Annotated in this window: 22 protein-coding genes and 3 tRNA genes; 22 read left to right on the top strand and 3 right to left on the bottom strand. The window is 46.5% G+C overall.

Translation table 11 applies throughout. The features are described 5' to 3' along the window. Window positions 1-332: 332 nt before the first annotated feature. The 18 genes from carA (at window position 333) to C161_RS30125 (ending at window position 18,535) form a co-directional block, all read left to right on the top strand. On the top strand, window positions 333-1,475 hold the full coding sequence (gene carA, locus C161_RS30050; RefSeq protein ID WP_017687333.1) for a glutamine-hydrolyzing carbamoyl-phosphate synthase small subunit: 1,143 nt from the start codon (window positions 333-335) through the stop codon (window positions 1,473-1,475). A gap of 1 nt (window position 1,476) precedes the next feature. Beyond that, window positions 1,477-4,695 (top strand): carbamoyl-phosphate synthase large subunit, encoded by a 3,219-nt coding sequence (gene carB / locus C161_RS30055; protein WP_036614808.1) that lies wholly within the window; start codon window positions 1,477-1,479, stop codon window positions 4,693-4,695. Window positions 4,696-4,798: 103 nt separating this feature from the next. After that, complete coding sequence (gene pyrF, locus C161_RS30060; protein ID WP_036614806.1) at window positions 4,799-5,539, top strand: orotidine-5'-phosphate decarboxylase; 741 nt, start codon at window positions 4,799-4,801, stop codon at window positions 5,537-5,539. Continuing rightward, the gene (gene pyrE, locus C161_RS30065; RefSeq protein ID WP_036674850.1) at window positions 5,536-6,177 is read left to right on the top strand and encodes an orotate phosphoribosyltransferase; all 642 of its coding nucleotides are present in this window, start codon (window positions 5,536-5,538) and stop codon (window positions 6,175-6,177) included. The genes pyrF and pyrE overlap by 4 nt, the downstream gene beginning before the upstream one ends. A 272-nt stretch (window positions 6,178-6,449) precedes the next feature. Further along, window positions 6,450-7,397 (top strand): ABC transporter ATP-binding protein, encoded by a 948-nt coding sequence (locus tag C161_RS30070; RefSeq protein WP_076328075.1) that lies wholly within the window; start codon window positions 6,450-6,452, stop codon window positions 7,395-7,397. After that, entirely contained in the window at window positions 7,360-8,469 is a 1,110-nt protein-coding gene (locus C161_RS30075) for an efflux RND transporter periplasmic adaptor subunit (protein WP_036614803.1), read from the top strand. Before C161_RS30070 ends, C161_RS30075 begins: the two co-directional genes overlap by 38 nt. Next, the gene (locus C161_RS30080; RefSeq protein WP_036674851.1) at window positions 8,469-11,345 is read left to right on the top strand and encodes an ABC transporter permease; all 2,877 of its coding nucleotides are present in this window, start codon (window positions 8,469-8,471) and stop codon (window positions 11,343-11,345) included. Before C161_RS30075 ends, C161_RS30080 begins: the two co-directional genes overlap by 1 nt. 2 nt (window positions 11,346-11,347) lie before the next feature. Continuing rightward, on the top strand, window positions 11,348-12,211 hold the full coding sequence (locus tag C161_RS30085) for an ABC transporter ATP-binding protein (RefSeq protein WP_036614799.1): 864 nt from the start codon (window positions 11,348-11,350) through the stop codon (window positions 12,209-12,211). Window positions 12,212-12,231: 20 nt separating this feature from the next. Beyond that, complete coding sequence (locus C161_RS30090; protein ID WP_036674852.1) at window positions 12,232-13,683, top strand: ABC transporter substrate-binding protein; 1,452 nt, start codon at window positions 12,232-12,234, stop codon at window positions 13,681-13,683. Between the two features lie 106 nt (window positions 13,684-13,789). Then, window positions 13,790-13,981 (top strand): hypothetical protein, encoded by a 192-nt coding sequence (locus tag C161_RS32550; RefSeq protein WP_047843730.1) that lies wholly within the window; start codon window positions 13,790-13,792, stop codon window positions 13,979-13,981. A 71-nt stretch (window positions 13,982-14,052) separates the two neighbouring features. Beyond that, a tRNA-Met gene (locus tag C161_RS30095) sits at window positions 14,053-14,126 on the top strand. 56 nt (window positions 14,127-14,182) lie between these two features. Further along, window positions 14,183-14,256, top strand: a tRNA-Ile gene (locus C161_RS30100). A 181-nt stretch (window positions 14,257-14,437) separates the two neighbouring features. After that, window positions 14,438-14,860, top strand: coding sequence for a hypothetical protein (locus C161_RS30105; protein ID WP_036674853.1), 423 nt, complete (start codon window positions 14,438-14,440; stop codon window positions 14,858-14,860). Window positions 14,861-15,096: 236 nt separating this feature from the next. Further along, on the top strand, window positions 15,097-16,653 hold the full coding sequence (locus C161_RS30110; protein ID WP_036674854.1) for a hypothetical protein: 1,557 nt from the start codon (window positions 15,097-15,099) through the stop codon (window positions 16,651-16,653). Window positions 16,654-16,791: 138 nt separating this feature from the next. Continuing rightward, complete coding sequence (locus tag C161_RS30115; RefSeq protein ID WP_036674855.1) at window positions 16,792-16,971, top strand: hypothetical protein; 180 nt, start codon at window positions 16,792-16,794, stop codon at window positions 16,969-16,971. 171 nt (window positions 16,972-17,142) lie between these two features. Then, a complete protein-coding gene (locus C161_RS30120; protein ID WP_051450036.1) occupies window positions 17,143-17,841 on the top strand; it encodes a hypothetical protein in 699 nt (232 codons plus the stop codon). A 91-nt stretch (window positions 17,842-17,932) separates the two neighbouring features. Beyond that, the gene (locus tag C161_RS32235; RefSeq protein ID WP_081746033.1) at window positions 17,933-18,046 is read left to right on the top strand and encodes a YjcZ family sporulation protein; all 114 of its coding nucleotides are present in this window, start codon (window positions 17,933-17,935) and stop codon (window positions 18,044-18,046) included. Between the two features lie 159 nt (window positions 18,047-18,205). Further along, a complete protein-coding gene (locus tag C161_RS30125; protein WP_036614785.1) occupies window positions 18,206-18,535 on the top strand; it encodes a DUF1904 family protein in 330 nt (109 codons plus the stop codon). A 41-nt stretch (window positions 18,536-18,576) separates the two neighbouring features. Here C161_RS30125 and C161_RS30130 read toward each other — a convergent pair whose 3' ends face one another. Further along, window positions 18,577-19,800 carry an MFS transporter gene (locus C161_RS30130; RefSeq protein WP_036674856.1) on the bottom strand — a complete coding sequence of 408 codons (1,224 nt, stop codon included), beginning with the start codon at window positions 19,798-19,800 and terminating at the stop codon, window positions 18,577-18,579. Window positions 19,801-19,940: 140 nt separating this feature from the next. Beyond that, window positions 19,941-20,129 (bottom strand): DUF6199 family natural product biosynthesis protein, encoded by a 189-nt coding sequence (locus C161_RS32685; protein WP_051447369.1) that lies wholly within the window; start codon window positions 20,127-20,129, stop codon window positions 19,941-19,943. 313 nt (window positions 20,130-20,442) lie between these two features. Between C161_RS32685 and C161_RS30140 the strand changes: the two genes are divergently transcribed. Together C161_RS30140 and C161_RS30145 are read left to right on the top strand one after the other, a co-directional pair. After that, a complete protein-coding gene (locus tag C161_RS30140) occupies window positions 20,443-21,591 on the top strand; it encodes a sensor histidine kinase (RefSeq protein ID WP_051450037.1) in 1,149 nt (382 codons plus the stop codon). Between the two features lie 109 nt (window positions 21,592-21,700). Next, a complete protein-coding gene (locus C161_RS30145; protein WP_051450038.1) occupies window positions 21,701-22,183 on the top strand; it encodes a NucA/NucB deoxyribonuclease domain-containing protein in 483 nt (160 codons plus the stop codon). 194 nt (window positions 22,184-22,377) lie between these two features. On the opposite strand, the gene C161_RS30150 is transcribed toward C161_RS30145, so the two are convergent. Further along, complete coding sequence (locus C161_RS30150; RefSeq protein WP_036614778.1) at window positions 22,378-22,602, bottom strand: hypothetical protein; 225 nt, start codon at window positions 22,600-22,602, stop codon at window positions 22,378-22,380. Between the two features lie 207 nt (window positions 22,603-22,809). Between C161_RS30150 and C161_RS30155 the strand changes: the two genes are divergently transcribed. Further along, entirely contained in the window at window positions 22,810-23,259 is a 450-nt protein-coding gene (locus C161_RS30155) for a general stress protein (RefSeq protein ID WP_036674857.1), read from the top strand. 464 nt (window positions 23,260-23,723) lie between these two features. Then, window positions 23,724-23,809, top strand: a tRNA-Leu gene (locus C161_RS30160). Window positions 23,810-24,131 lie beyond the last annotated feature (322 nt).

A 24,131-nucleotide genomic window follows, 5' to 3' on the forward strand; every position in this document is an offset into this window, starting at 1 on the left:
CTAAAACTTAATCTACAACTTTTACACCAGTAACATCTTTTCAACTAACTCGAGGCAAATCATGCCGAGAGTCTAACATACGAAACAAGCAAAGTTGAATGTCATGATTTTGAACTTGGACACCAACGTAACTGCGGAGCGGACAGAAAAGACCCGAAGAAGCAAAGCGTTCGCCTTTATCACCGGATTACATCATTTAAAAAATGATAAAAAGTAATCCGGTGATAACAGCGATCAAAGGGTTTTCTGTACGCGGAGCCGCACAATCGTAACGTCCCCCATGTTCAACCCCAATGCATTCAACGTTGATAAACACAGAGGAGTGAAATGGGATGCAGGCACAGGCAAGATTATTGTTGGAAGACGGCACACTGTTCACCGGGAAAGCATTTGGTGCTGAAGGTGAAACTACAGGTGAGGTCGTTTTTAATACGGGAATTACAGGCTATCAAGAGGTGCTTTCGGATCCTTCCTATTGCGGTCAAATCGTAACCATGACGTATCCGCTGATCGGAAACTACGGCATTACGCGTGATGACTTTGAGTCGATTCGTCCATACGTGCACGGTTTCGTTGTGCGACGTCATGAGCCAACGCCAAGCAACTGGCGTGCGGAATATAGCGTAGACAATCTGCTCAAAGAATACGGCATCGTAGGAATCAGCGAAATTGATACACGCATGTTGACTCGCCGGATTCGTCACCACGGCACAATGAAGGGAATTCTCACAACAGGATCGAAACCTGTGGAAGAACTGCTGGAGATGATGGGAGACACCACCATTGCTGAGCTGCGTAACCAGGTGCCAATGACTTCTACAGAGCATGTCTACAACAGCCCGGGAACGGCTGAGCGTATTGTGCTCGTGGATTACGGTGCAAAAACAGGGATTTTGCGCGAACTCAGCAAACGTGACTGTGACGTAGTTGTTGTTCCACACGATGTAACAGCAGACGAGATTCGTCGCCTGAACCCGGACGGAATTCAACTGTCCAACGGCCCTGGGGACCCGAAAGACGTACCTCACGCGGTTAACATGATCAGTGAACTGCTTGGCGAATACCCGATCTTTGGCATCTGCTTGGGTCACCAGTTGTTCGCACTTGCAGCAGGAGCAGACACCGAAAAGCTCAAGTTTGGACATCGCGGAGGAAACCACCCGGTGAAAGAACTGGAGAGCGGACGTTGTTTCATCACATCCCAGAACCATGGATTTACTGTAAACGAAGAGTCTGTGAAGAGCACGGACCTGGAAGTTACACATATCAACAATAACGATAAGACCATTGAAGGTCTGAAACATAAATCATTCCCGGCATTCTCGGTTCAATATCACCCTGAAGCAGCCCCGGGTCCTTACGACAACAGCTATCTGTTCGACCGCTTCATCGAGATGATTCGCGAGCACAAGATCACTAACCCGCAAAAGCCGCGTCAAGCCGTATTGGCAGCCGCAGTGAAAGGAGCACAATAACATGCCGATTAACAAAGATCTCAAAAAAATCCTGGTGATTGGTTCCGGTCCAATCGTCATCGGTCAAGCGGCCGAGTTCGACTATGCCGGTACACAAGCTTGCCAGGCTCTGAAAGAAGAAGGCGTGGAAGTTGTACTTATCAACAGCAACCCGGCGACCATTATGACGGATACAAACATGGCTGACAAAGTATACATCGAGCCTATCACCCTGGATTTCGTGACCCAAATCATTCGTCAGGAGCGTCCAGATGGCTTGTTGCCAACACTAGGTGGTCAGACAGGTCTGAACATGGCTGTGGAACTGGCACGTGCCGGAGTTTTGGAACGTGAAAATGTGAAATTGCTCGGAACACAGTTAACATCCATCGAGAAAGCGGAAGATCGTGATCTGTTCCGTGACCTGATGCGTGAATTGGAACAACCTGTACCAGAGAGTGTAATCGTAACGACACTTGAAGAATCACTTGAATTTGCGAATGAGATTGGTTATCCAATCATCGTGCGTCCAGCCTATACACTGGGCGGAACAGGCGGCGGAATCTGTGCGAACGAAGAAGAGCTGCGCGAGACGGTGGCAGCGGGAATTCGTTACAGCCCGATTGGGCAATGTCTGGTCGAGAAGAGCATTGCAGGCATGAAAGAAGTCGAGTATGAGGTTATGCGAGACAAAAACGATAACTGTATCGTTGTCTGCAACATGGAAAACTTTGATCCGGTAGGTATTCATACAGGTGACAGTATCGTCGTAGCACCAAGCCAAACATTGTCGGACCGTGAATATCAAATGCTGCGTTCAGCTTCCTTGAAAATCATTCGTGCCCTGAATATCGAGGGTGGATGTAACGTACAGTTTGCACTGGACCCACACAGCTTCCAATACTATGTTATCGAAGTAAATCCACGGGTAAGCCGTTCATCGGCTCTGGCTTCCAAAGCAACGGGTTATCCGATTGCAAAAATGGCTGCCAAAATTGCCATGGGTTACACGTTGGATGAAATCGTGAACCCGGTAACAGGCCAAACGTATGCTTGCTTTGAGCCTACACTGGATTACATCGTGAGCAAAATCCCACGCTGGCCGTTCGACAAGTTCATCTCGGCGAACCGTAAACTGGGAACTCAGATGAAAGCAACAGGCGAAGTAATGGCTATTGGCCGGACATTCGAAGAGTCGATTCACAAAGCAGTTCGTTCCCTGGAAATTGGCGTACATCGCCTCTACCTGAAGGATGCCGAAACGCTGGACGAAGCCACCCTGAACGAGCGTCTGATCAAAGCAGATGATGAGCGTATCTTCCTGATTGCCGAAGCATTCCGCAGAGGTTATACGTTGCAACAGCTACAGGATCTGACCAAGATTGACTGGTGGTTCCTGGACAAAATCGAAGGTCTGATCGCATTCGAAGATCGCATTCGTGAAGAATCCGAATTGTCTTCCGACATTCTGTATCAAGCGAAACGCCTTGGATTCACGGACCGTGCCATTGCTGAACTGCGTGCGCAAGGTCAACCAGGAGGCACATTAACAACTGAAGCGGAAGTTAGAACTCGTCGGGAAGCAGAGAACCTGCGCCCAGTGTACAAAATGGTAGATACATGTGCGGCTGAGTTTGAAGCAACAACGCCATATTACTACTCAACTTACGAGACAGAAAATGAAGTAATTCCTTCAGACAAGAAAAAAGTTGTGGTGCTGGGTTCAGGACCAATCCGGATCGGTCAAGGGATCGAGTTCGACTACTCAACTGTACACGCAGTATGGGCATTGCAAAAAGCAGGCTATGAAGCAGTCATTATCAACAATAACCCGGAGACGGTGTCTACGGACTTTAATACATCGGATCGCCTGTACTTTGAACCGCTCTTCTTCGAAGATGTCATGAACGTGATTGAACAGGAGAAACCAGTAGGGGTTATCGTACAGTTCGGTGGTCAAACGGCCATCAACCTGGCAGCACCACTGCGTAATGCAGGTGTAACCATTCTCGGAACGGATCTGGAAAGCATCGATGAGGCGGAGGACCGCAAGAAGTTCGAGCGTCTGCTCTCCCGTCTGGAGATTGCACAGCCAAAAGGTAAAACGGTCATTTCCGTTGATGATGCAGTAGAAACAGCTCAAAGTCTGGGCTACCCTGTCTTGGTTCGTCCTTCTTATGTACTCGGCGGTCGTGCGATGGAGATTGTATACTCCGATGCTGAATTGCTGACATACATGGAACAGGCGGTTAAAATCAATCCGGAGCATCCGGTCCTGATCGACCGTTACATGATGGGTAAAGAAGTTGAGGTTGACGCCATCTGTGATGGTGAAACGGTATTGATTCCGGGAATCATGGAACATATCGAGCGTGCAGGGGTTCACTCTGGTGACTCCATCGCGGTATATCCTCCTCAACATCTGTCCCAGGATTTGAAAGAGAAAATTGTAGAGATTACAATCAAAATTGCGAAAGAACTGAAAACGGTAGGTTTGGTCAACATCCAGTTTGTTATCCATGATGGCCAAGTGTACATTATCGAGGTGAACCCGCGTTCATCCCGTACCGTACCATTCCTGAGTAAAGTAACCAACATTCCGATGGCGAACTTGGCAACACAAGCCATTCTGGGTGTGAAACTAAAAGATCTTGGTTATGTTGACGGGCTGTGGCCTGAATCGGATCATGTATCTGTTAAAGTTCCGGTCTTCTCCTTCGCGAAGCTGCGTCGTGTAGAACCAACCCTCGGACCTGAGATGAAGTCTACAGGTGAGGTTATGGGCCGTGACCCGAATTACGCTAAAGCGTTGTTCAAAGGTCTCATCGGCGCAGGAATGAAAATTCCGGCAACCGGAGCGATCGTAGTAACTGTAGCAGACAAAGACAAAGACGAAGCGGTTCCTTTGCTCGAAGGTTTCTACAGACTGGGTTACAAAATCATGGCTACCGGCGGAACAGCAGCTGCGCTTGAAGCAGCGAACATTCCGGTAACGACTGTGAACAAATTAAGTGAAGGTTCGCCGAACATTCTGGATATGATCCGTAGCGGCGAAGCAAACTTTGTCTTCAACACACTCACCAAAGGCAAAACACCGCAGCGTGATGGATTCCGTATCCGTCGTGAAGCGGTAGAAAACGGCATTGTATGTATGACTTCACTGGATACGATTCGTGCGCTGTTGATCATGCTGCAAACGATCAACTTCTCTTCGGAAGCAATGCCTGTCTTTGTAAAATAAATAACTCTCTGATGAAGGACATCAGTCAGCCTGCGGGCTGGCGGGATGTCCTTTATATCGGGCAAAAACGGAAAAAATGAGCAAGTGGAGGGGAGCGCTGGTGATGAATCAAGCGAGTTTCAATGAAATGGCTGGCCGTCTGATGGTGGCACTGGATTATCCTGGAGCGGAAGAAGCTCAAGAATTGGTACAAGCTCTTGAGGGCATTCCCTGTTATCTCAAGGTGGGTATGCAGCTGTTCTACGCAGCGGGACCTGACTTTATTCGGGAGCTGAAATCCAAAGGTTACTCCGTTTTTCTGGATGTGAAAATGCATGACATTCCCAACACCGTTCGTGGCGGAGCTGAGAGTATCACACGTCTGGGTGTAGACATGTTCAATGTACATGCAGCGGGTGGAGCCCTTATGATGCGTGCTGCACGTGAAGGTGCTGAGGCAGCAATCGCTGCCGATCCTTCCCTTAGCAAGCCCGAGATCATTGCAGTCACCCAACTCACCAGTACAAGTCTGGAAACGATGAATAACGAGATTGGCATCCCGGGAAGTGTGGAAGCTGCGGTGGTCCGTTATGCAGGACTAGCCCAAGAGGCCGGACTGGATGGGGTTGTTGCTTCTCCACTGGAAGTGCCCGCAATTCGGGCAGCGTGTGGCAGTGCTTTTCACACCGTTACTCCAGGAATTCGTCCAGCGGGTAGTGGTCTGGGAGATCAGACACGCGTCTTGACCCCAGGTGAAGCCATCGCCAGAGGCAGTCATTACATTGTTGTAGGCAGACCCATTACAGGCGCTCCCAATCCGCGAGAAGCGGTAGAAACCATTTTGAAGGAGATGTTGAACGCATGATCGAACTGAATGAGATTCCGAATCATATTGCTTCCCAACTTTTGAAAATTAAAGCCGTGGCGTTACGTCCGCAGCAGCCATTTACATGGACATCCGGCATCAAATCACCAATATACTGTGATAACCGCTTAACGATGTCCTATCCGGAGATTCGCAACGATATCGCTGAAGCATTTGCAACAATCATTCGGAACCAGTATCCGGATGCAGAAGTCATCGCAGGTACAGCAACCGCAGGTATTCCGCATGCTGCCTGGGTGGCTCAGAAGCTGAATCTGCCGATGGCTTACATTCGCGATAAAGCGAAAGGACACGGCAAGGAGAACCTGATCGAAGGTCTGATTACCGAAGGACAGAAAGTGGTTGTCATCGAAGATCTGATCTCTACAGGTGGAAGCTCGATCAAAGCAGCAGAAGCTGTACGCGTTGCAGGTGCAACACCTCTCGCCGTGCTTGCCATTTTCAGCTACCAGCTGGATAAAGGTGTTAAAGCATTTGAAGATGCTGGAATTCCACTTCAGACGTTGTCCAATTACACGGCGCTGATGGATGTGGCTTTGGCTCAGGGAACGATTCAGGAGAGTGACTTTGAGTTGCTTAAATCCTGGCGTGAAGATCCTTCTTCATTTGGTAAATAATATCATTGATACCTCGAAAAAATGTTCAGGAATGAACGGTATCAAAATTGTAATGATTGCCGTCATAGCGGCAAAACCATCGAATATGCAAGAGGCATCCCGCACTTTGGGGTGCTTTTTTTGTTTGTTCATCAAAATATTAACTTTTTCACTCTACCGTTGTAAAAAGCTTGTAACTTTTAGTTGGGATCGGTCGTTTATAATTCAGTGTAGGATGGAACAGATTTCTAATTTTAGGTTTTTTGAAGAAATGAACGGGATTTCAAGAAAGGATGAGCGTGATTGCTGGCATGAAGAATTTATTTCTCAGAAAAAGACCTGCCAAGAGCCAGTCAGGCGATGAACATCAACAGGGGGAAACACCGTTGGAGGCATCGACGGAGTCGGGGGAAAATACATACAACAATGAACATGATTACCCGACGAGTAAACCTCCGTTACCTGAAAGTGAAATCGCTTCAGATGAAGTGGCTGCAGCTGCTGTCATCACTGTTGATGAACCCCAGAAGAAGATCAAACCAAAGAAGGATACGCTGCCTCCATATGATGGACCTGTACTGGAGGTGCGTAACGTGCATCGCAGTTTCCAGACAGGCAGTCGCATTATCCATGTGCTCAAAGGCATTGATATGGAAGTGAATCCGCAACAACTGGTCATGTTGAAGGGGCGATCGGGCTCAGGCAAAACAACACTGCTGAATATGCTCGGTGGACTGGATCAGCCTTCAAGTGGAGACATTCTGTTCTCTGGCCAGCCTCTTCAGGATTGGGGAGACCGGCGGCGGACCGCTTTGCGGCGCAAAGAGATCGGTTTTATTTTTCAGGCGTATGCACTCATGCCCTTATTATCTGCTTGGGAAAATGTAGAACTGTCGCTGCGCATGGCGGACGTTCCGCGAGCGGAGTGGAAGGACAGGGTTGGTCACTGTCTGGATCTGGTTGGACTATCCAAACGGGTGAAGCACCGACCTTTCGAGATGTCCGGGGGAGAGCAGCAGCGGGTGGCTATAGCCAAGGCGATTGCCCATAGACCCAGATTGTTGCTTGCGGATGAACCTACAGCTGAACTGGATTCCAAGATGGGCGCTCAGGTCATGGCCGTATTCCGCAATATTATTGAAGTAGAACAAGTAACAATATGTATGACTACACACGATCCTACAATTTTGGAGGTTGCGGACCATGTTTATGAAATGGCGGACGGCAGATTTATCAAGTAAAGGGGCCGCTCCGAAGAGGGGGAAACGCGCAGCGATTATTGTACTCGGTGCGATAATGGTTGCAACGATGTCCGGCTGCTCATTGCTGCCGTCAGAAACAGAGGAAGAAGTGCTTCCGCCTATTACACCACCAACGATCTCCAAGAAACCGGAATATGAAGTCCGGACGGAAACGTTGGAGAAAAAAGTAAGTGGCAGCGGCAAGATGATGAGTCAGCGGGAAGAGAAGGTGTACTTCACGCTTGATGGCATGCATGTCAAAGAGTTAAATGTTAAACCAGGGGATAAAGTGAAAAAGGGTCAACTTCTTGCTGTCCTCGATGTGGAGAGTGTAGAAAAGGAGATCCGTGGCAAGAAACTGGCTATTCGCAAATCCGAAGTTCAAATGAAGGAAACACTCCGCAAGAAGGATGAGATGGACCCGGTAGAGTTCGAAGAATCAACGATTGCGTTTGAAGAACTACGCCAGGAACTCGCTGATCTGGAGGAACAACTGGGCAAAGCCACGTTGACCGCTCCGTTTGGCGGCACCGTTATTGCAGTGCAGGTAGAGAAGGGTGCAACCGTGAAAGCGTATGATCCGATTGCTACGATTGCGGATACATCGAATCTGGTTGTGGCAGCTACCTTTGCCAAGGAAGATCTGGAGAAGTTCTCGGCCGGTATGAAGGCAGAAGTAGATATTAATGGAGCTGGTAAAGTCGCTGGCAAAATTAAAGTTATGCCTATCGCGGAAGCATCGGGAAGCGGCAGTGGCGAAGGGACGGGTGAAGGAGGTACGCCTCCAACCAAGGAAACGCTGGATAAGTATGTCATCGTTACACTTGCAAAAATGCCAAAAGGCGTCGAACGTGGCACACCACTATCGGTCTCGATTGTAACGCAGCGTACCGAGAACGCAATTGTGATTCCTGTATCCGCTTTACGCTCCATCGGTTCAAGAACGTATGTACAAGTGGTGGAGAGTGATGGCAGCAAGCGTGAAGTGGACGTTGAAGTTGGACAGCAGACATCGACAGATGTCGAGATTCTGAAAGGTCTGACCGTAGGTCAGAAAGTAGTGGGACGCTAATGGGGCTGCCATTGCTTCGGCTGCTGTTCCGCAAAATGTGGAACACGCGCTGGATGACCTTCAGCACACTGATCGGATTGATTGTGGCGGTAGCGTTCACCGTCAGTATTCCAATGTATGCCGATGGTGCGTTGAAACGGGTCGTCGCGCAAACGCTGCAGGATAACAGTGAAGGGTTGCCAGCCGGTTCGTTGCTGATGAGTTATCAGGCACCTGGTGGCGTGAAGACAGACACACGGGGTCTGGATGAAGTAGATCGTTATATTCGTGAGGATGTCCCTCGCGACATAGGGTTTCCTTTTCATACTTATGTGAATTCGAGATCCATTCGCAGCACAGAAGTGAGCCCGGAAGATCCAACCAAAGTGGATGCCAGCAGGGCGCGCAGTATGAGTCTGGGCACGATGAGTGGACTGGATGCACAGGTGAATTACTCTGCCGGGGTGAAACCTGGAAACCAGGTCAAAGATGACACGATCGAGGCAGTCATGTTGGAAGAGGGTATGTACCGTAACGACCTGCATATCGGCGATATTCTGGAATATCCGGTGTATAGCGGTCTTGATATCACGTTACGTGTAAAGATTACGGGGTCCTTCAAGGCAGATGATCCGAACAGTCCTTACTGGGTACAAGGATTTGACGGCATGATGAATGGACTATATGTGGATGAATCGGTTTTTAATGATGTTTTACTGAAGGAAAAAGGGATTCCACTTCAAAATTCACGTTGGTATTATGCCTTTGATCTGAAAGAAATTCAAACCAGCCAGTTATCAGGTCTGACTTCCATGCTGGAAAGGCTGGATATCGATCTGTACCAGCGGCTGAAAGATACAAAAGTGGACATCACCTTTGGTGATCTGCTTAAGCAGTTCCGCAGTCAGAGTCTGCAACTGCAGACCATGTTGTTTACCTTGGCAGCACCGATGATTGCGATGGTCTTTTATTTTATTGCGATGAACGCCAGACAGTCATTACAGAAGCAAGAGAGTGATATTGCGGTATTGCGCAGCCGTGGAGCTTCAGCTCGGCAGATCTTCTCTCTTTACCTGCTTGAAGGTATATTCCTGGGCGTTATTGCGTTGATTATTGGACCGTTTCTCGGTTGGTTTATGGCCAAGAGTATTGGCTCTGCAAGTGGCTTTCTCTCGTTCGTAGATCGGAAGTCTATTCCGATCGGTGTATCAAAAGAAGCTATTCTCCTGGGCGTAGCAGCGGTCCTTGTTGCGATCATCGCATCACTTATCCCTGCGATAACCTATGCACGGGCAACCATTGTATCAGCCAAGCGGCGACAAGCACGTACAGACCGCGCTCCAGTATGGCAACGCTGGTTCCTGGACGTTGTGTTGCTGGGTCTGGCTGGATATGGATACTACCTGTTCTATGAACGTCAGATGTTGACCTTCCAGACCGGAATGACAACGGATCAGTTGCAGGTACAGCCGTTTCTGTTTTTTGTACCCGCACTCGCGATCTTTGCGCTTGGACTATTCTTCCTGCGCTTGTTCCCGTGGATATTAAAGCTCATTCAGTTGATCGGTCGCAAGTTTCTCCCGGTCCCGTTGTATCTGACATTAACACAGTTATCGCGTTCATCTTCTTCCTATTATCCGCTGATGATCCTCCTTGTACTGACACTGGGACTTGGGGTGTACAACTCGGCTGCGGCTCGGACAATTGATCTGAATTCCACTGAGCGTACCTTGTACCGTTATGGTTCTGATGTGATTATGCAGACTGTGTGGGAAGGAACACCTGAGGTTAAACCCGGTGGTTCCGGACAGAATGGCGGTACGGGTGGAGGTCAACAAGGTGGTGGCAATGGAGGAGGTGCTCCAGGTGGTGGTGGCGGTTCTTCGCAGCCATCCAAAGTCATTTACTCCGAACCTCCATTTGAAGTGTTCCGCAGATTAGACGGGGTTGAACATGCAGCACGCGTGCTACAGACCAAAGGCAATATTATCGTCTCTGGTAAATCGGGTGGACAGGGAATGCTGGTCGGAATTGATAATGTGGACTTTGCTCAAGTGGCTTGGTTCCGCAATGATCTGTTCCCGGCACATCCCTACAAGTACCTTGACTTGCTTGGTAAATATGAAGGGGCTGTATTGATCTCTTCCAAATTTGCTGACAAGTTCAAACTCAAAACTGGAGACCTCGTCTCCATGGGTGTACAGGGACAGGCGATTGAATTCGTCGTGTTTGGGATCATACCTTACTGGCCAGCCCAGTATCCGGATCAGATGCCATTTTTCGTGGCGAATCTGGATTATATCTATGATCAGGTGCCTCTGATTCCTTATGAGGTGTGGCTGAAAATGGAACCGGATGCCAAAGTGGCTCCACTAATGGAGAAACTTGCAGCAGAAGGCATTGAGTTATCATCTGTACGTGACGTCCGCACAGAATTGGTATCTCAGGCTAAACATCCGTCTCGAGGTGGCGTATTCGGGATACTGAGCCTTGGATTCCTGGTATCGGTTATTATTTCGTTGATCGGATACGTGCTGTACTGGTTCTTCAATTTGTCCGGGCGTGTTGTGCAGTTTGGTGTATTACGGGCCATGGGGTTATCCCGGGCACAACTAAGCGGCATGCTGCTGCTGGAACAGGTGTTCACAGCAGGTCTATCGATCCTGCTAGGTATTGGGATTGGTCAGGTTTCCAGTCGTTTATTCCTGCCATTCCTGCAAACGACGGATAATGTATCTGCTCAGGTACCTCCGTTCCGGATTGTGTTTGAACAGCAAGATATGTTGCAACTGTATGGGGTCACCGTAGTGATGCTGGTCATTGGTGCAACGATGTTGCTCTGGCAGATTCGCAGATTGCGAGTTCACCAGGCAGTCAAAATGGGAGAGGAGAGGTAAACGTGATCCAATGCGAAGGACTTGTCAAAATTTTTAAATCCAGCGATGTGGAAGTCGTTGCCCTTCAGGGTCTCAACCTGACTGTCAATCAAGGTGAAATGATGGCGATCATCGGTAACAGCGGTAGCGGTAAATCCACGCTGCTGAATATTCTAGGCGGACTTGATCGTCCTACGGCTGGTACGGCTGTTGTGGGAGACTGGGATTTGCTCAAGATGACAGATGCTCAATTGGTCGAATACAAACGTCATACGGTAGGTTTTATTTGGCAAAATAACGGTCGTAACTTGCTGCCTTATCTCACTGCACTGGAAAATGTGGAGACTCCCATGATACTGGGAGGCAAGCGTGATCGTGCTTACGCGAAACAGTTGCTCGAATGGGTAGGCCTTAAGGATCGGATGCATAACAAATTGCATCAATTGTCAGGAGGAGAGCAACAACGGGTAGCGATTGCGATCTCATTATCCAATCGTCCCAAAATTCTGCTTGCAGATGAACCTACCGGTTCGGTCGATTCCGAGACATGTGATACAATCATGGGCATTTTTCGAAGAATGAACAAGGAACTTGGCGTTACGATTGTCATCGTTACCCATGACTTGACGCTTGCTGGCAAGGTGGACCGGATCGTTGCGATTCGGGACGGCTTGACCAGTACCGAGTTTGTGAAGCGCAACCCGAATCTGGATGATGAGCATAACTTGTCCGAGGCGGGTATGCCAGACATCCATGAAGCATTTGTCATTATAGACCGTGCAGGACGACTTCAGGTGCCAAAAGAGTATCTGGAGGCCTTATCCATTGATAACCGGGCGACATTGGAATTTGACGGTGAACGTATTGTCATTACACCGCCAAGATAATTAAGAGGGGGAACTGGGAAATGAAGAATAGTATGTGGGGAAAACGTGTGCTGGCTGTCATCGCTACTGCGACGCTAGCACTGCCGCTGATTGCCGGCTGTACGGCAAGTGAGGCGAAGGATACGGAGCAGCGTGTATTGCGTGTGGCTACGATGTGGGGCGGACAGGATGACAGTTACTTCCGTCAGCAATTTACCGATGCTTTTGAACTTACACACCCCAATGTAACGATCGAGATTGTGGCTGCCGTTGATCAGAGCAGCATGTATGGGTACGGTAACACAGAAGAACAGCAGGAAGCTCCGGATACGATGGAAAGTCTGAAGAAGATTATGACTGGGGATAATCCGGTTGACGTCATCGTGGCTGATACCTCTACAGTCAAATCATTAATTCAGGAGAATCTGGTGAAACAGCTGGACCCATTGATGCAGGAAGACAAGTTTGATACCAGTGATATTGTGCCTAGTGTGCTGGAGGGAATTAAGGACCTTGGGGACCAGAGCATCTATGCATTGACACCAACGTTTTCCTCCTCCGCTTTGTTCTATAACAAGGGTATGTTTGAAAAAGCAGGCGTGGAACCACCAACGGACAATATGACTTGGGATGATATTTTCAATCTGGGTACCCGTCTAACGAAAGGTGAAGGTAAAGATCATGTATTTGGTTTCTCCTTCACGACATATCAGGGTGGTCCGCCGTACTACTCCATGCAGCAGTACTACAGCTCGTTGCAGCTGAAGACGTTTGATGACAAAGCAGAGAAGATGACAGTAGATTCTCCTCAATGGGAGAAAGTGTGGAGCACCATCAGCAAACTTGCGATTGACAAAGTTATTCCTAAAGGCGACGAGCCACAGGATCAGAATCCGAGTGGGCGTTATGATCCGGTACAGGGTGACCTATTCCTGAGTGGCAAGTCAGCCATGGTTATTGGTGATTACAGCTATATTAATCAATTAATTGATGCTAATAAAAATGCGGATAAAATGAAAGACTTTACGAAAGTGGATTGGGATGTGGTAACACCTCCAGTTCACCCGGAAGCTCCTGAAATTGGAGGCAGCATCTACTTGAGCAACCTCATGGCGATTAATAGTGCGGCTCAGAACCCGGATGATGCGTGGGAACTGATCAAGTACATGAACAGTGAGGACTGGGCTAAGATTAAAGCACGCAGCAGCTATGAGATGGTATCACGGAAGAGCTTCATCAAGCCCAAAGACGGCCTGGATTATAACATTCAAGCATTCTATTCGCTGAAGCCGATTCCGCCAACAAATACCAATCTGGATAAAATGTATCAAAAATCCCCAGGCTTATGGCAAGTCAATGAAAAAGGTATGGAATATTTCAACCAAGTACTAGAGAACAAAAAGACACCAAAAGAAGCACTTGGTGAGTGGGCAGCTAAAGGAAACGAGATGCTGGAGAAATTGAAAAAGGATCCTAAAGCTACGTTTCAATGAGATTTGATGAAGTAGTCATATCATAATTTAAGGATAGCCGCTGAAGATTTTAATCTTTGGCGGCTATTTTTATGAAAATGGGGTATTCTACAAAAAGCAGGAATAAATGACGACTCCGGAAAGGACGAGCGGTATGCACTGGGTATATTTCAGCAAGTTGTATGCAACCAAATTTCAGGCAGGATGTCTGGCCAAACGTATGGAGCAGGATGGGTGGATTTACGGTCATAATGAACCAGCGGAAGTGGAAGTTTATCGATCACGTAAAGGACGTTACGGTGTACGTTTTATTCCCTGACATTACCCCTTGACTTATTGGGATAGAATGGTGTATATTAATTAAGTCGCTGTTTTAATATTTATTACTGACGCGGGGTGGAGCAGCCCGGTAGCTCGTCGGGCTCATAACCCGAAGGCCGCAGGTTCAAATCCTGCCCCCGCAATTTAGTTTCACTTGGATGATTCACAGCCATCATCTGCACGTTATACATTATGTCTAGGGCCCTTAGCTCAGTTGGTTAGAGCGGTCGGCTCATAACCGATTGGTCACAGGTTCGAGTCCTGTAGGGCCCATACTCTTAAAACCCTTGCCTAGCAAGGGTTTTTTTCTGTCTGCATGTAAGCTCTGAAGTAAAGGTATCTTTTTAATGGTGTCTTTCTAGTATGCCCTTTTTTTTGAATCACGATGTATGTCCATGCCATATCTCAAATCTCGCATATACTACCTTATCCCAACCCATAGGAGGTAGATTTCATGAGTCAATTTCTTGATGCAAGAACATCTCAGAATGCGAGTTTGGCTAACTCTATTGCAATACCAATCCTGGTTATTAATACACCACAATTATTCGGTCAGATTGGTCTGCAAACAGCAGGAGCAGGGGCAAACCCACGGGTACAATTCAAAGGAACGGTGTCTGTGCAACTTCCTTTGGCACTCGTTGGTATAACCATCACAATTGTTAGGGGGACTTTGGCTACGGACCCTGTAATTTATTCCGCAACGTCTACGTTTAGCTTAAGTGTCCTTGCACCTCAGATTATTACGTTCTCTGCAGATGACTTCAACCCGCCTATCACGCCTCAATTGACTTACACTGCATTTATCAGTTCCAACTTGCTCGGTACGATCCGTGTAGGCCCTGAGAACTTTGATGGAGCCGTGTATTCCGACTAATGTTGAGTGTCCTTGCCTAAGTAAACTAGATCAATAGTCTTCTTAATTGAAAGGCCTCAAGGACCTGCCCTCAAAAGCAGGTTTTTTTCCTGTTGAAGGGGAAAACTGAACTTCATCGAGTAGGTAGGGTTCTATGATATAATGCATTACAGAGATTGAATGGTATTGGACATCAAATAATACGTGAACATCTGAGAAACGTATGAAATTAGTGATAGAAAGCAGGTTTCCGTTTAATGACGTCAAATGAAGGTCAACGTTTTCGTTACAGTGAAGCTCCGGTATGGGATTGGCAAAGAGCTTATTATGAGCAGAAGGGGCTACAAGCTTGGACAGAGAACCAAGTCCCTCAATATATTACGAGTAATCCGTTGATTGCCACGGCGTATGCAGAGATGATCTTTGGCTTTCTTCAGGACCTCTCGAACAAAGGAAAGATCAACGAGACCGTAACCATTCTTGAACTTGGAGCGGGTGTAGGGCGTTTGGCACATCAAGTTCTCCTGAAATTGCTTGAGTTAAAGGAATTTGCTGGAATACAGTTACCGCCTTTCAGATATGTGATGACGGATCTCGTAGCGGAGAATGTGCTGGGTTGGCAGGAGCATCCATCCATGCAATCCTTTATTGAACAAGGTATAGTGGATTTTGCTCGTTTTGATGCTGTAGCGGATACGGAATTGAATCTGGCCGTTGCAGGCACGGTTATTCGGCCCGGTGATCTGAAACAACCGTTGTTGTTGATTGCTAATTACTTTTTTGACAGCATTCCACAGGAATTAATCTACATTGGGGATGGCGAGATCTATGAGTGCGATCTGCTTGTTCAGTCTCCAGATCGTCGTCTTGATCTTGAGCCCGCTGAGATGTTGAAGAATATGACGCTGAGTTATGAGTATCGCCGAGCGCCGGAATACAGTGCGGATAACTATCCATATCAGGAGCTTATTACATTGTACAAAGAGGAACTGGAGGATTCGCACATTCTTTTCCCTGCAATCGGGTTGTCCTGTCTCGAACGGTTGAACAAGCTGTCACAGTCAGGTTATGTGTTGATTACCGCTGATAAAGGGGATCATCGCCTGGATAACTGGAAGTTCGCAGAGCCACCTGAATTTGTTCTTCACGGGAGTTTTTCTCTAACGGCTAACTACCATGCCATTCAATATGTCTTGGAACAACAGGGTGCCCATACAGGATTCACAACACATCATTATAAAGATCTGAATGTTGGGTGCATGTTGATGGTGGACGAACCCATCAGTTATGTGAACACACGTCTGGCCTACCATCGATTTGTTGAACGTTTTGGACCGGATGACTTTTTCAGCATGAAACAATGGGTAGACTCTCGAATAGAGAGTATGGAGTTAAAGCATATTTTACCGTTTTGGCGTCTGGGTGGATATGATGCGGAGTTCTTGATTCACAGTGCTACCCACATTTCCAGTCTTCTTCCTGATGCAAGTGATGAGGAAATGCTTGATATTCAGTCTGGTATTCATACGATGTGGTCGTCCTACTACGTGATGGAGCAGCAAGGAGGTCTCGCATTTCTGGCAGGGCAGCTGTTATATGAGATGTATATGTATGAGGATGCAAAACGGTTTCTGGAGATATCGTTGGTTGCAGATCCGAGTAACCATAATCCAGCGGTCTTATACGATTTGGCTGTGTGCTGTTATGAACTTGAACTGGAAGAAGAAACCCTGTCATATACCCATAAAGTATTGGCTCTGGAACCTGATCATGAAGAGGCGGCAGCCTTGCTCCAGAGTTTCGAGTTGATCTGAACGGAACAATTTTAGTTTATCTCCTGTATGTCTAGAAATAGTGATGGTTGTATATAAAATTGAAACCTAATTGGGTTGTAATCGTATTAATGGGATATTCAACCAATCATCTATTTCAACAGCAAAGGAGACAAAAACATGAAAAAAGCCTTATCCATTGCATTATATCCATTAATGTGGGTTGTGGGTGCATTTAGCGTTCTGTCTGTTAATGCAAACAGTGCTGCAGGCAGCGCCCTCTTTGTGAAAGATATCGCTACAGATCGAAGCTATGATGGGCAGGCTATATATGATAGTATTGAACGTAGAAATGCCTAACTACATATCATTCAACTGTAAAGGTAATTGTGTCGTCGAGCAATAACATGAGAAACAATTACTCTTGAAGTGATGTACGATGAGCAGGAGTTCTGTCCGTACAACCTTTAAGCCGGTTTCGTACCTTATTCAGGTATGAACCGGCTTTTATTTATGAATGGGGGATACCAGATGAAGATTATTATTGGACAACCGAGGCTGGAACAGGATTTGCTGCAGCTTGAAGCCGAACTCAAGCAACACCCTGATGCGGATATATTGTTTTTTCCTGAAGGTTATCTGAACCAGAGTGTTGAGGAAGCTTGCAGGTTGGCGGCTGAATATGGGACCATGATTGTCTCAGGTCATCGCAGACTGGACGAACGTCCAAAGGACCGATCAATTATCATCAGTAAGGCTGGAGAGATTGTATTGGAGAAAGCTAAATATACACCTGCTGAGACGGCTCAGGAACAGGGTTGGGTAATAAGCACTTTGTTGTGTGATGAGCTGGTCCTGCAAGGATTTCGCAATGAGAATATAGGGAATGTGGACATTGTGATGCATTCCATTGGTGTGGGCATGTTCAGTGAAGAACAGTACAGTGAGTGGGTCGAAGAGGCTCGGCAGATCGCACTGAAGCATCAATGTATTGTCATGGGGACAAGCCATGCGGATGGTTCGTACCGTGATAGCGAGATATCCATTCCAATCGCGTATTGTATAACACCTGATGGAGAGGTTGTTCTGGCATCCCGAAGTGATACACGTACTCTTACAATCCTTCTGGACAGAGGAAATACAGACCCTTCACCTCAGGAGTCACAAGAAAAACAACTGAAAATCTCCATCGCCCATCCGGTTAAATCAACGGGTATGAATCCCGGATGAATGGGCTGTTGAACTTGCCGATTCGCCCGGTCACTTGCACGGAATACGCATATGTTATGGCATACCTTGAAATTCAAAGGAGGCCAATCAAATGAGTCAAGTTGGATACGGTTGTTGTAATACTGGTGGCGGATGGACTTCTACAAGTGCAATTCTTGTGCTTTTTATCCTGCTCGTGATCATCACAAAATCTTTCTGGCTGTAAGTCACGTGTAGAAACGTGCAAACAGTGGCTCCGCTGAGACTTCAGCGGGGCTTTTCCTGTTTATAAGAAACAACATATGCCATCCATGACATTTGACAACTGAAAACAATGTGCTTAAAATCACATAAGAGACTATTAACAGAGATTGAAGGGATAGCAATGCCGTTTATTCGCTTTAAAGGATTCACAGGTCCTCAGCTAGAGGAAGTTGTACCCCAAATTACAGAGCAGATGGCCCTAATTACTCATATTCCAAGGGAGAGAATGAAGGCAGAGCGTCATGATGTACAAGCGCTAACACCTTCTCCGGCTTCTATAGAGATTCTCATGTTTCAACGTGACCAGGAGATTCATAATCGGATTGCATCGTCGGTGCAAGCTATTTTGGAAGAAGCATATATGCCGGATGTGCACATTTTCTTCAATATATTGTCACCTACTTTGTATTATAAAAAAGGCAAGCCGCTTACAGATTATCGATTGGATTGAGATTGTGAGGGACGAGCAGAATGTTGCTCGTCTCTTTTGATTTACATATTTTTCGTATGTTTAGCAATGGGATGGTTTCTGTGAACTCTGCTCAACGATAATGAGCATATCGCAGATACAATAAACATGGCTCCACCGATAAGGTATACCCACCGAACGCCCAGTTGATCGGCGACTAGACCAAAGATAACTATGGATACACTCATAACCGTGGATATCAGGACGCCATGGGTGGCGTATACCTTGGTTAGGGATTCGACAGGTACACTGTTCTGAAGCGCTGTCTGCTGAGCCACATCACGAATCTGATGAACTGGACCCATCAGTATGCATAACACCAGAGCGAGCCATGGCAGGTTATTTAGACCATAAACGACGGTCAGAAGGCTGAAGAGAAGAGAACCCATGGTCATACTAGCGATTAGATGCTTCTGAATACGTTTGGCTAGTGCAAGAGCCAGAATACCTCCAAGCATGGTTCCAGCAGCGTAACTCGAGTTCATGAGTCCCCACCAACCTTCTCCTCGTCCCAGAGCTTCTTTTGCAAAGGCCAGCGTAACAGCTCCGATCCAGATGGAACCCGCAAGTGCTTGGGCAATGTCCATAAGCGTAATCAGTCGTAAGGTTGGATTCTTCCAAAGTATACTCCAACCTTCCCTCAATACATTCCGCGATACAGCAGATTTCTGAGGTTGTTCTACATTCCGTGTGAGCGAGCCCATGGCAATCATGAAGATCAGAACGGCCCAGGACAGGCTTGTAGCTGCCCAGAAGGTCTGTGACGCCCCCCAGTTTATCACGGCGAATCCCGTCATGGCGTAACCGACAATGGTTACAGTCTGATTGGAGAAAGATAGTAGGCTATTTGCTTTTATAAGGTCTTCACCTTGAACCAATCGTGGCGTTAAAGTCTTCAGTAACGGAGTTTCCCATCCGTCCAAGAAGGATAATACAATCACTCCGAGCAATAGAAGCGGCAGTTGTGAAATCAAGTGATTCAACGAAATGGCTATACAGGTCATGATGAATGTTTTGGCTATGGAAATGCTGATCAATAGTCTGGAGAATGGAAAACGGTTCACAAGTAATGGCAAAGTGAGACCGGCTATTATGCGTGCAATGATCTGAATCAGTGGAAACATTGCAGCAGAGAGTACCGATCCAGTGAGACCGTATATGAATGTAGTAATGACCATGATATATATGACATTAATAAGCGAGAGCAGCGTTTTGGCGGCCCAGTACGGATAAAATGCGATGTTCATGCCAATGATGTCCTTTCCGAAACGATATATCTATATTACGGGCATTGTCATCATTGCACCACAAACAAAGTTATCATTTTCCCGTCATTTCACCACAAAAAAACTGCCCAACAGGGCAGTCATCTTCTAATGCCTATAGTTCATGCCATAGCAAGTGTGAAGGCGATGAGCAACATCAGCAGGCTGGTCGTTCTGACCATAGTCATATATGGCCTGCTGGGTTCGGCTTCGCCCCGGGAAATCCAGCCATAGCGCAGATACCAGCCGAATTTTGGAAAACAGAGATTAATGATACAGAGTACCATGAATATAAAAAAGAGGGTTCTCATACCCATCTTCCTTTCTCACTTACATAACGGATCTTATCTTAACGTTTGCGTCTGGTAAAAAAGACTACAATCAAAATAATAATGATGATAATTAACAGAAATTTCATGTATGTTCCTCCTGGTGAGTAGTTAGGTTATTGTGGAATGTTAGTTATCAACTATTACCCATAAACCACATGACTTGAATAACTATGTTACAATTAAAATATATTGATTTAATATCAACACATTCCGACTGGTTAGTTTTCTCTCCTTATAATGTACGATTGCAGAATATATAAACATTAATGTGTGTGAGATGAAGGAGGAAGGCATGAGCCAACATAATCAACTCTCATTACAATGGGAATTTATCATCTCGAAAGTGAAATCCTCCGTGACGGTGGTCGATGCTACCTTGCCTGAGCTTCCGCTCATGTATGTAAACGAACACTTTACCCAACTGACAGGATACACGTATGAAGAGTCTGTCGGACACAATTGCCGATTTTTGCAAGGGCAGGATACAGACCCCGAAACGGTAATGCAGATTCGTGATGCATTAAAGAAACAACAATCCATTAAGATTGATATTTTAAATTATACAAAAAGTGGTCAGAAGTTCTGGAACGAATTGAATATTGATCCGATCTTTAATGAATCCGGAGAGTGTTTATATTTTGTAGGCATTCAATACGATATTTCAGAACGGAAGTATGCCGAACAGCAGTTGAAGTTTGCAACTTCCATGGCTGAGATGAACAGTAGAGGGCAATTGGAATTCATCGGCAAGCTGAATCACGAGCTTCGTACCCCGCTTAACGGCATTATGGGTATGATCGAACTTGCCAGTATGGGTGAAACTACGGATGAGCAGACAGAATATCTGGAGCTTGCACGTCAATCAGGGGAGGCGCTGCTGAACATCATTAACAATAGCCTAGATATGGCGAAACTGGGCAGAGGCAAAATGGAGGTTGAAAACATTGAGTTTCAACCTCTGAAGCTGATTCAACAGATTGTGAAGACACATGAGCCTGCGGCACGGAATAAACAAATACGTCTGCTCTGTCATGCTGATCTGAATGTTCCTGATGTGCTTATCGGTGATCCGCTAAGACTCCGGCAGGTACTGGATAATTTGCTTAGTAATGCGATCAAGTTCACGGAACAAGGTGAAGTGCAGTTACAGGTGGATGTGAGGCAACAACTGATGGATACCGTTGTATTGGTATTCTCTGTGCGCGATACGGGGATTGGCATTCCTCAGCATCAGATCGAACAATTGTTTGATGCATTTACCCAGACCGACATCTCCCATGCGCGCCGATTTGGCGGAAGCGGTCTTGGTCTGACCATCTGCAAAGAACTGCTGGAACTGATGAATGGTCAGATTTCGGTGGAGAGTACAGAGGGGAAAGGTACACAGTTTGAGGTGACACTGCCCTTGCTGCGCCAACAGGCCATTCCCAATGTAGGATAATCAATCAAGCAGGACAGCCGGGCGGTCTCGGCTGTTTTTTTATTGTATTGGATTGTTTTACGAACGGGCGTTCTGTTATAATGCAAGTGTTGAATGGGGGAGACACAGCATGAGTAAGAGACGCACAAGAAGAAAGCGGAAAGGCAAACAAGGTTTCAAAAAGCAGGTACTGACGCTGGTAGCAATGCTGCTGGTAGCCCTCTACGCCTGGGCTGGGGGAGAATGGCCCGAGGAGATACCTAATCCATTCGGTGGGACTAATAAGAGTGTAGACCATACCATTACGTTCCCTTCAGAGCGTTACCCCGAAACAGCCAACCATATTAAAGCTGCTATCAAGGCAGGGCATTCGGATGTATGCACCATTGATCGTAATGGAGCGGAAGGCAATCGGGATTTATCACTTAAGGGTGTTCCGGTCAAAAAAGGTAAGGATCGTGACGAGTGGCCCATGGCGATGTGCGCTGAGGGAGGAACAGGTGCAGATATCCAGTACATCACCCCGAAAGATAATCGTGGTGCAGGTTCATGGGTAGGGAATCAGTTAAGTACATATCCGGATGGAACACGAGTGAAGTTTGTAGTGAAGTAACAACAGCATATGGTTGGGCAGAAACAAGGATAGTAAGGCCTTTGTTGTGAGGTTAGTGGCAGCGTGGTACAGGATAAGTAGAAGAGAAAAACCAGACGTGCATGCGTCTGGTTTTTTGGTGTAAAGTGCTGGCATAAATAGATCTAGTTAACGTATCTATACGGGAACTGGAGTTTCAAGGATTGCAGAGCCGACTAAACGAGTTGCATTCCGCTTAAATGATGAGACCGGATGCTTAACAGACGCGTAACATGTTCAACCTCATCAAACGGTATCCACAGACTGCCGTGAACCGTACGTAAGGAGAGAATGGATGAATCAGCGGTACGCTCGGGAAATCCGGTTACCGTCTGACCGCTTGTATTACGAACCATGATCTGTTGCTTGCGCCGGATGGCAATTTCTACCTCTTTTTTCATAAGTCATTGCTCCTGATTATGAGATGTTAAATCCATATGTCAATGTTTTCAATGGTTAATTTGTCTTCTTTATCTAGTCTATCAGAACTAGGTATAGATTTCCAGAAGAGAAATCAACATTCTTCTAGGTGATTTGTCTTAGCTGTGGACGATCCGTTTTTGAATGGGGATTACGGGGTTATATTAGGGTAAAAGGAGGGGAACGGAATGACACAATTGATTATTGGGCTGGCCCGTACCGAGAACGAGGCTATAATTATGCTGAATAAGGTCAAAGAGGAAGGCATCAAGGATAAATATTTGGGAGCGGTGGCGAAGGAGCAGCTTAATCTGGAGCTGGTGAGCGAAAAGACGGGGCTGCCCAAACCTTTGAAGGGTGCCGGAACAGATGGTGCCTTTGGCGCTCTGAAAGGCATATTGGCTGGTCTGGGGAAGCGAATGGATCAGACGATGTCGATCGGAAATGCAGTGCGTAGACTCGCTGGTAATGAGATTGGGAGTGAGACCGATGATTTGGTGCTTACACTGACTGAAGCGGGAATCTCGGAGGAGGATGCGCGGTATTACGAAGAGTGGCTCTTAAAGGACCATATCTTGGTTATCGTGGAGTGCAGTGAGGAAGAAGCGGCTCGTGTTCGACCTATTTTACTTTTTTAGTTTAATTTAAGGCTGATTTTAGGTTTCTTTAATGTTGGGGAGGTATTCTTATCTCACACCTCCCTTAATATAGATTGGTTTACCGGAAGTCCGGGACCGCAACTCGGACTTTCTAGGCACTGTGAGCTGACGCTTGCAGTGCCTGTTTCATTTATATAAGTTGAACTAAAGATTATTTACACTGACACTCCGATGACAGAATAACCTTCTAATCGCTGTTATCCCCAGATTTTTTCGATTCCCTCTTCTCAAGGGAAAATCTGGTGATAGCGTATGCTTCCGATGTAGCTTTCTTTCAGAAAGCTTTTAGGCGAACGCTTCGCTTTTTCAGTTTTTTCTGTCCTCTCCGTTATCGTGTAAATCATTAGTTAAACTTATATAGTTAGATTATTTTATAAAAAAGTGTTGCAAAGTTAATTAGTTCATGGTAAGATATTTCTTGTCGCCAAGAAATACATAATCCTGCCGGGGTGGCGGAATTGGCAGACGCACAGGACTTAAAATCCTGCGGTAGGTGACTACCGTACCGGTTCGATCCCGGTCCTCGGCATCTTAAAAAGAAGATCGTATGACGCTTGTTAACCAAGCTGCATGCGATCTTTTTTTGTGTTCTTTAATATGATCGTCACTTCATTGCAGACCACATCACCATGCAGCTCATAAACATAAACCCTGCATAATACATATCAGAAGGGACATTTACCTGACTTTTATGAAGAGAGAGAACAATGGTGTATACTATCCGTAGGCATATATTACCTTTACCTTGCTGAACGATATAGGTTCAACTACACATGTACACGATAACGGAGAGGACAGATGTTGTTCTGTCATCGGAGTGCCCGTGTAAATAAACATATTTGAACTTATGT

Source organism: Paenibacillus sp. FSL R5-192, from assembly GCF_000517845.1.
Lineage (GTDB): Bacteria > Bacillota > Bacilli > Paenibacillales > Paenibacillaceae > Paenibacillus > Paenibacillus amylolyticus.

What these genes read in the sequence shown, in the direction of transcription:
- carA (WP_017687333.1), top strand. Translation starts at nt 333, where the DNA reads ATGCAGGCACAGGCAAGATTATTGTTGGAAGACGGCACACTGTTCACC.
- carB (WP_036614808.1), top strand. Translation starts at nt 1,477, where the DNA reads ATGCCGATTAACAAAGATCTCAAAAAAATCCTGGTGATTGGTTCCGGT.
- pyrF (WP_036614806.1), top strand. Translation starts at nt 4,799, where the DNA reads ATGAATCAAGCGAGTTTCAATGAAATGGCTGGCCGTCTGATGGTGGCA.
- pyrE (WP_036674850.1), top strand. Translation starts at nt 5,536, where the DNA reads ATGATCGAACTGAATGAGATTCCGAATCATATTGCTTCCCAACTTTTG.
- C161_RS30070 (WP_076328075.1), top strand. Translation starts at nt 6,450, where the DNA reads ATGAGCGTGATTGCTGGCATGAAGAATTTATTTCTCAGAAAAAGACCT.
- C161_RS30075 (WP_036614803.1), top strand. Translation starts at nt 7,360, where the DNA reads ATGTTTATGAAATGGCGGACGGCAGATTTATCAAGTAAAGGGGCCGCT.
- C161_RS30080 (WP_036674851.1), top strand. Translation starts at nt 8,469, where the DNA reads ATGGGGCTGCCATTGCTTCGGCTGCTGTTCCGCAAAATGTGGAACACG.
- C161_RS30090 (WP_036674852.1), top strand. Translation starts at nt 12,232, where the DNA reads ATGAAGAATAGTATGTGGGGAAAACGTGTGCTGGCTGTCATCGCTACT.
- C161_RS32550 (WP_047843730.1), top strand. Translation starts at nt 13,790, where the DNA reads ATGACGACTCCGGAAAGGACGAGCGGTATGCACTGGGTATATTTCAGC.
- C161_RS30105 (WP_036674853.1), top strand. Translation starts at nt 14,438, where the DNA reads ATGAGTCAATTTCTTGATGCAAGAACATCTCAGAATGCGAGTTTGGCT.
- C161_RS30110 (WP_036674854.1), top strand. Translation starts at nt 15,097, where the DNA reads ATGACGTCAAATGAAGGTCAACGTTTTCGTTACAGTGAAGCTCCGGTA.
- C161_RS30115 (WP_036674855.1), top strand. Translation starts at nt 16,792, where the DNA reads ATGAAAAAAGCCTTATCCATTGCATTATATCCATTAATGTGGGTTGTG.
- C161_RS30120 (WP_051450036.1), top strand. Translation starts at nt 17,143, where the DNA reads ATGAAGATTATTATTGGACAACCGAGGCTGGAACAGGATTTGCTGCAG.
- C161_RS32235 (WP_081746033.1), top strand. Translation starts at nt 17,933, where the DNA reads ATGAGTCAAGTTGGATACGGTTGTTGTAATACTGGTGGCGGATGGACT.
- C161_RS30125 (WP_036614785.1), top strand. Translation starts at nt 18,206, where the DNA reads ATGCCGTTTATTCGCTTTAAAGGATTCACAGGTCCTCAGCTAGAGGAA.
- C161_RS30130 (WP_036674856.1), bottom strand. Translation starts at nt 19,800, where the DNA reads ATGAACATCGCATTTTATCCGTACTGGGCCGCCAAAACGCTGCTCTCG.
- C161_RS32685 (WP_051447369.1), bottom strand. Translation starts at nt 20,129, where the DNA reads ATGAGAACCCTCTTTTTTATATTCATGGTACTCTGTATCATTAATCTC.
- C161_RS30140 (WP_051450037.1), top strand. Translation starts at nt 20,443, where the DNA reads ATGAGCCAACATAATCAACTCTCATTACAATGGGAATTTATCATCTCG.
- C161_RS30145 (WP_051450038.1), top strand. Translation starts at nt 21,701, where the DNA reads ATGAGTAAGAGACGCACAAGAAGAAAGCGGAAAGGCAAACAAGGTTTC.
- C161_RS30150 (WP_036614778.1), bottom strand. Translation starts at nt 22,602, where the DNA reads ATGAAAAAAGAGGTAGAAATTGCCATCCGGCGCAAGCAACAGATCATG.
- C161_RS30155 (WP_036674857.1), top strand. Translation starts at nt 22,810, where the DNA reads ATGACACAATTGATTATTGGGCTGGCCCGTACCGAGAACGAGGCTATA.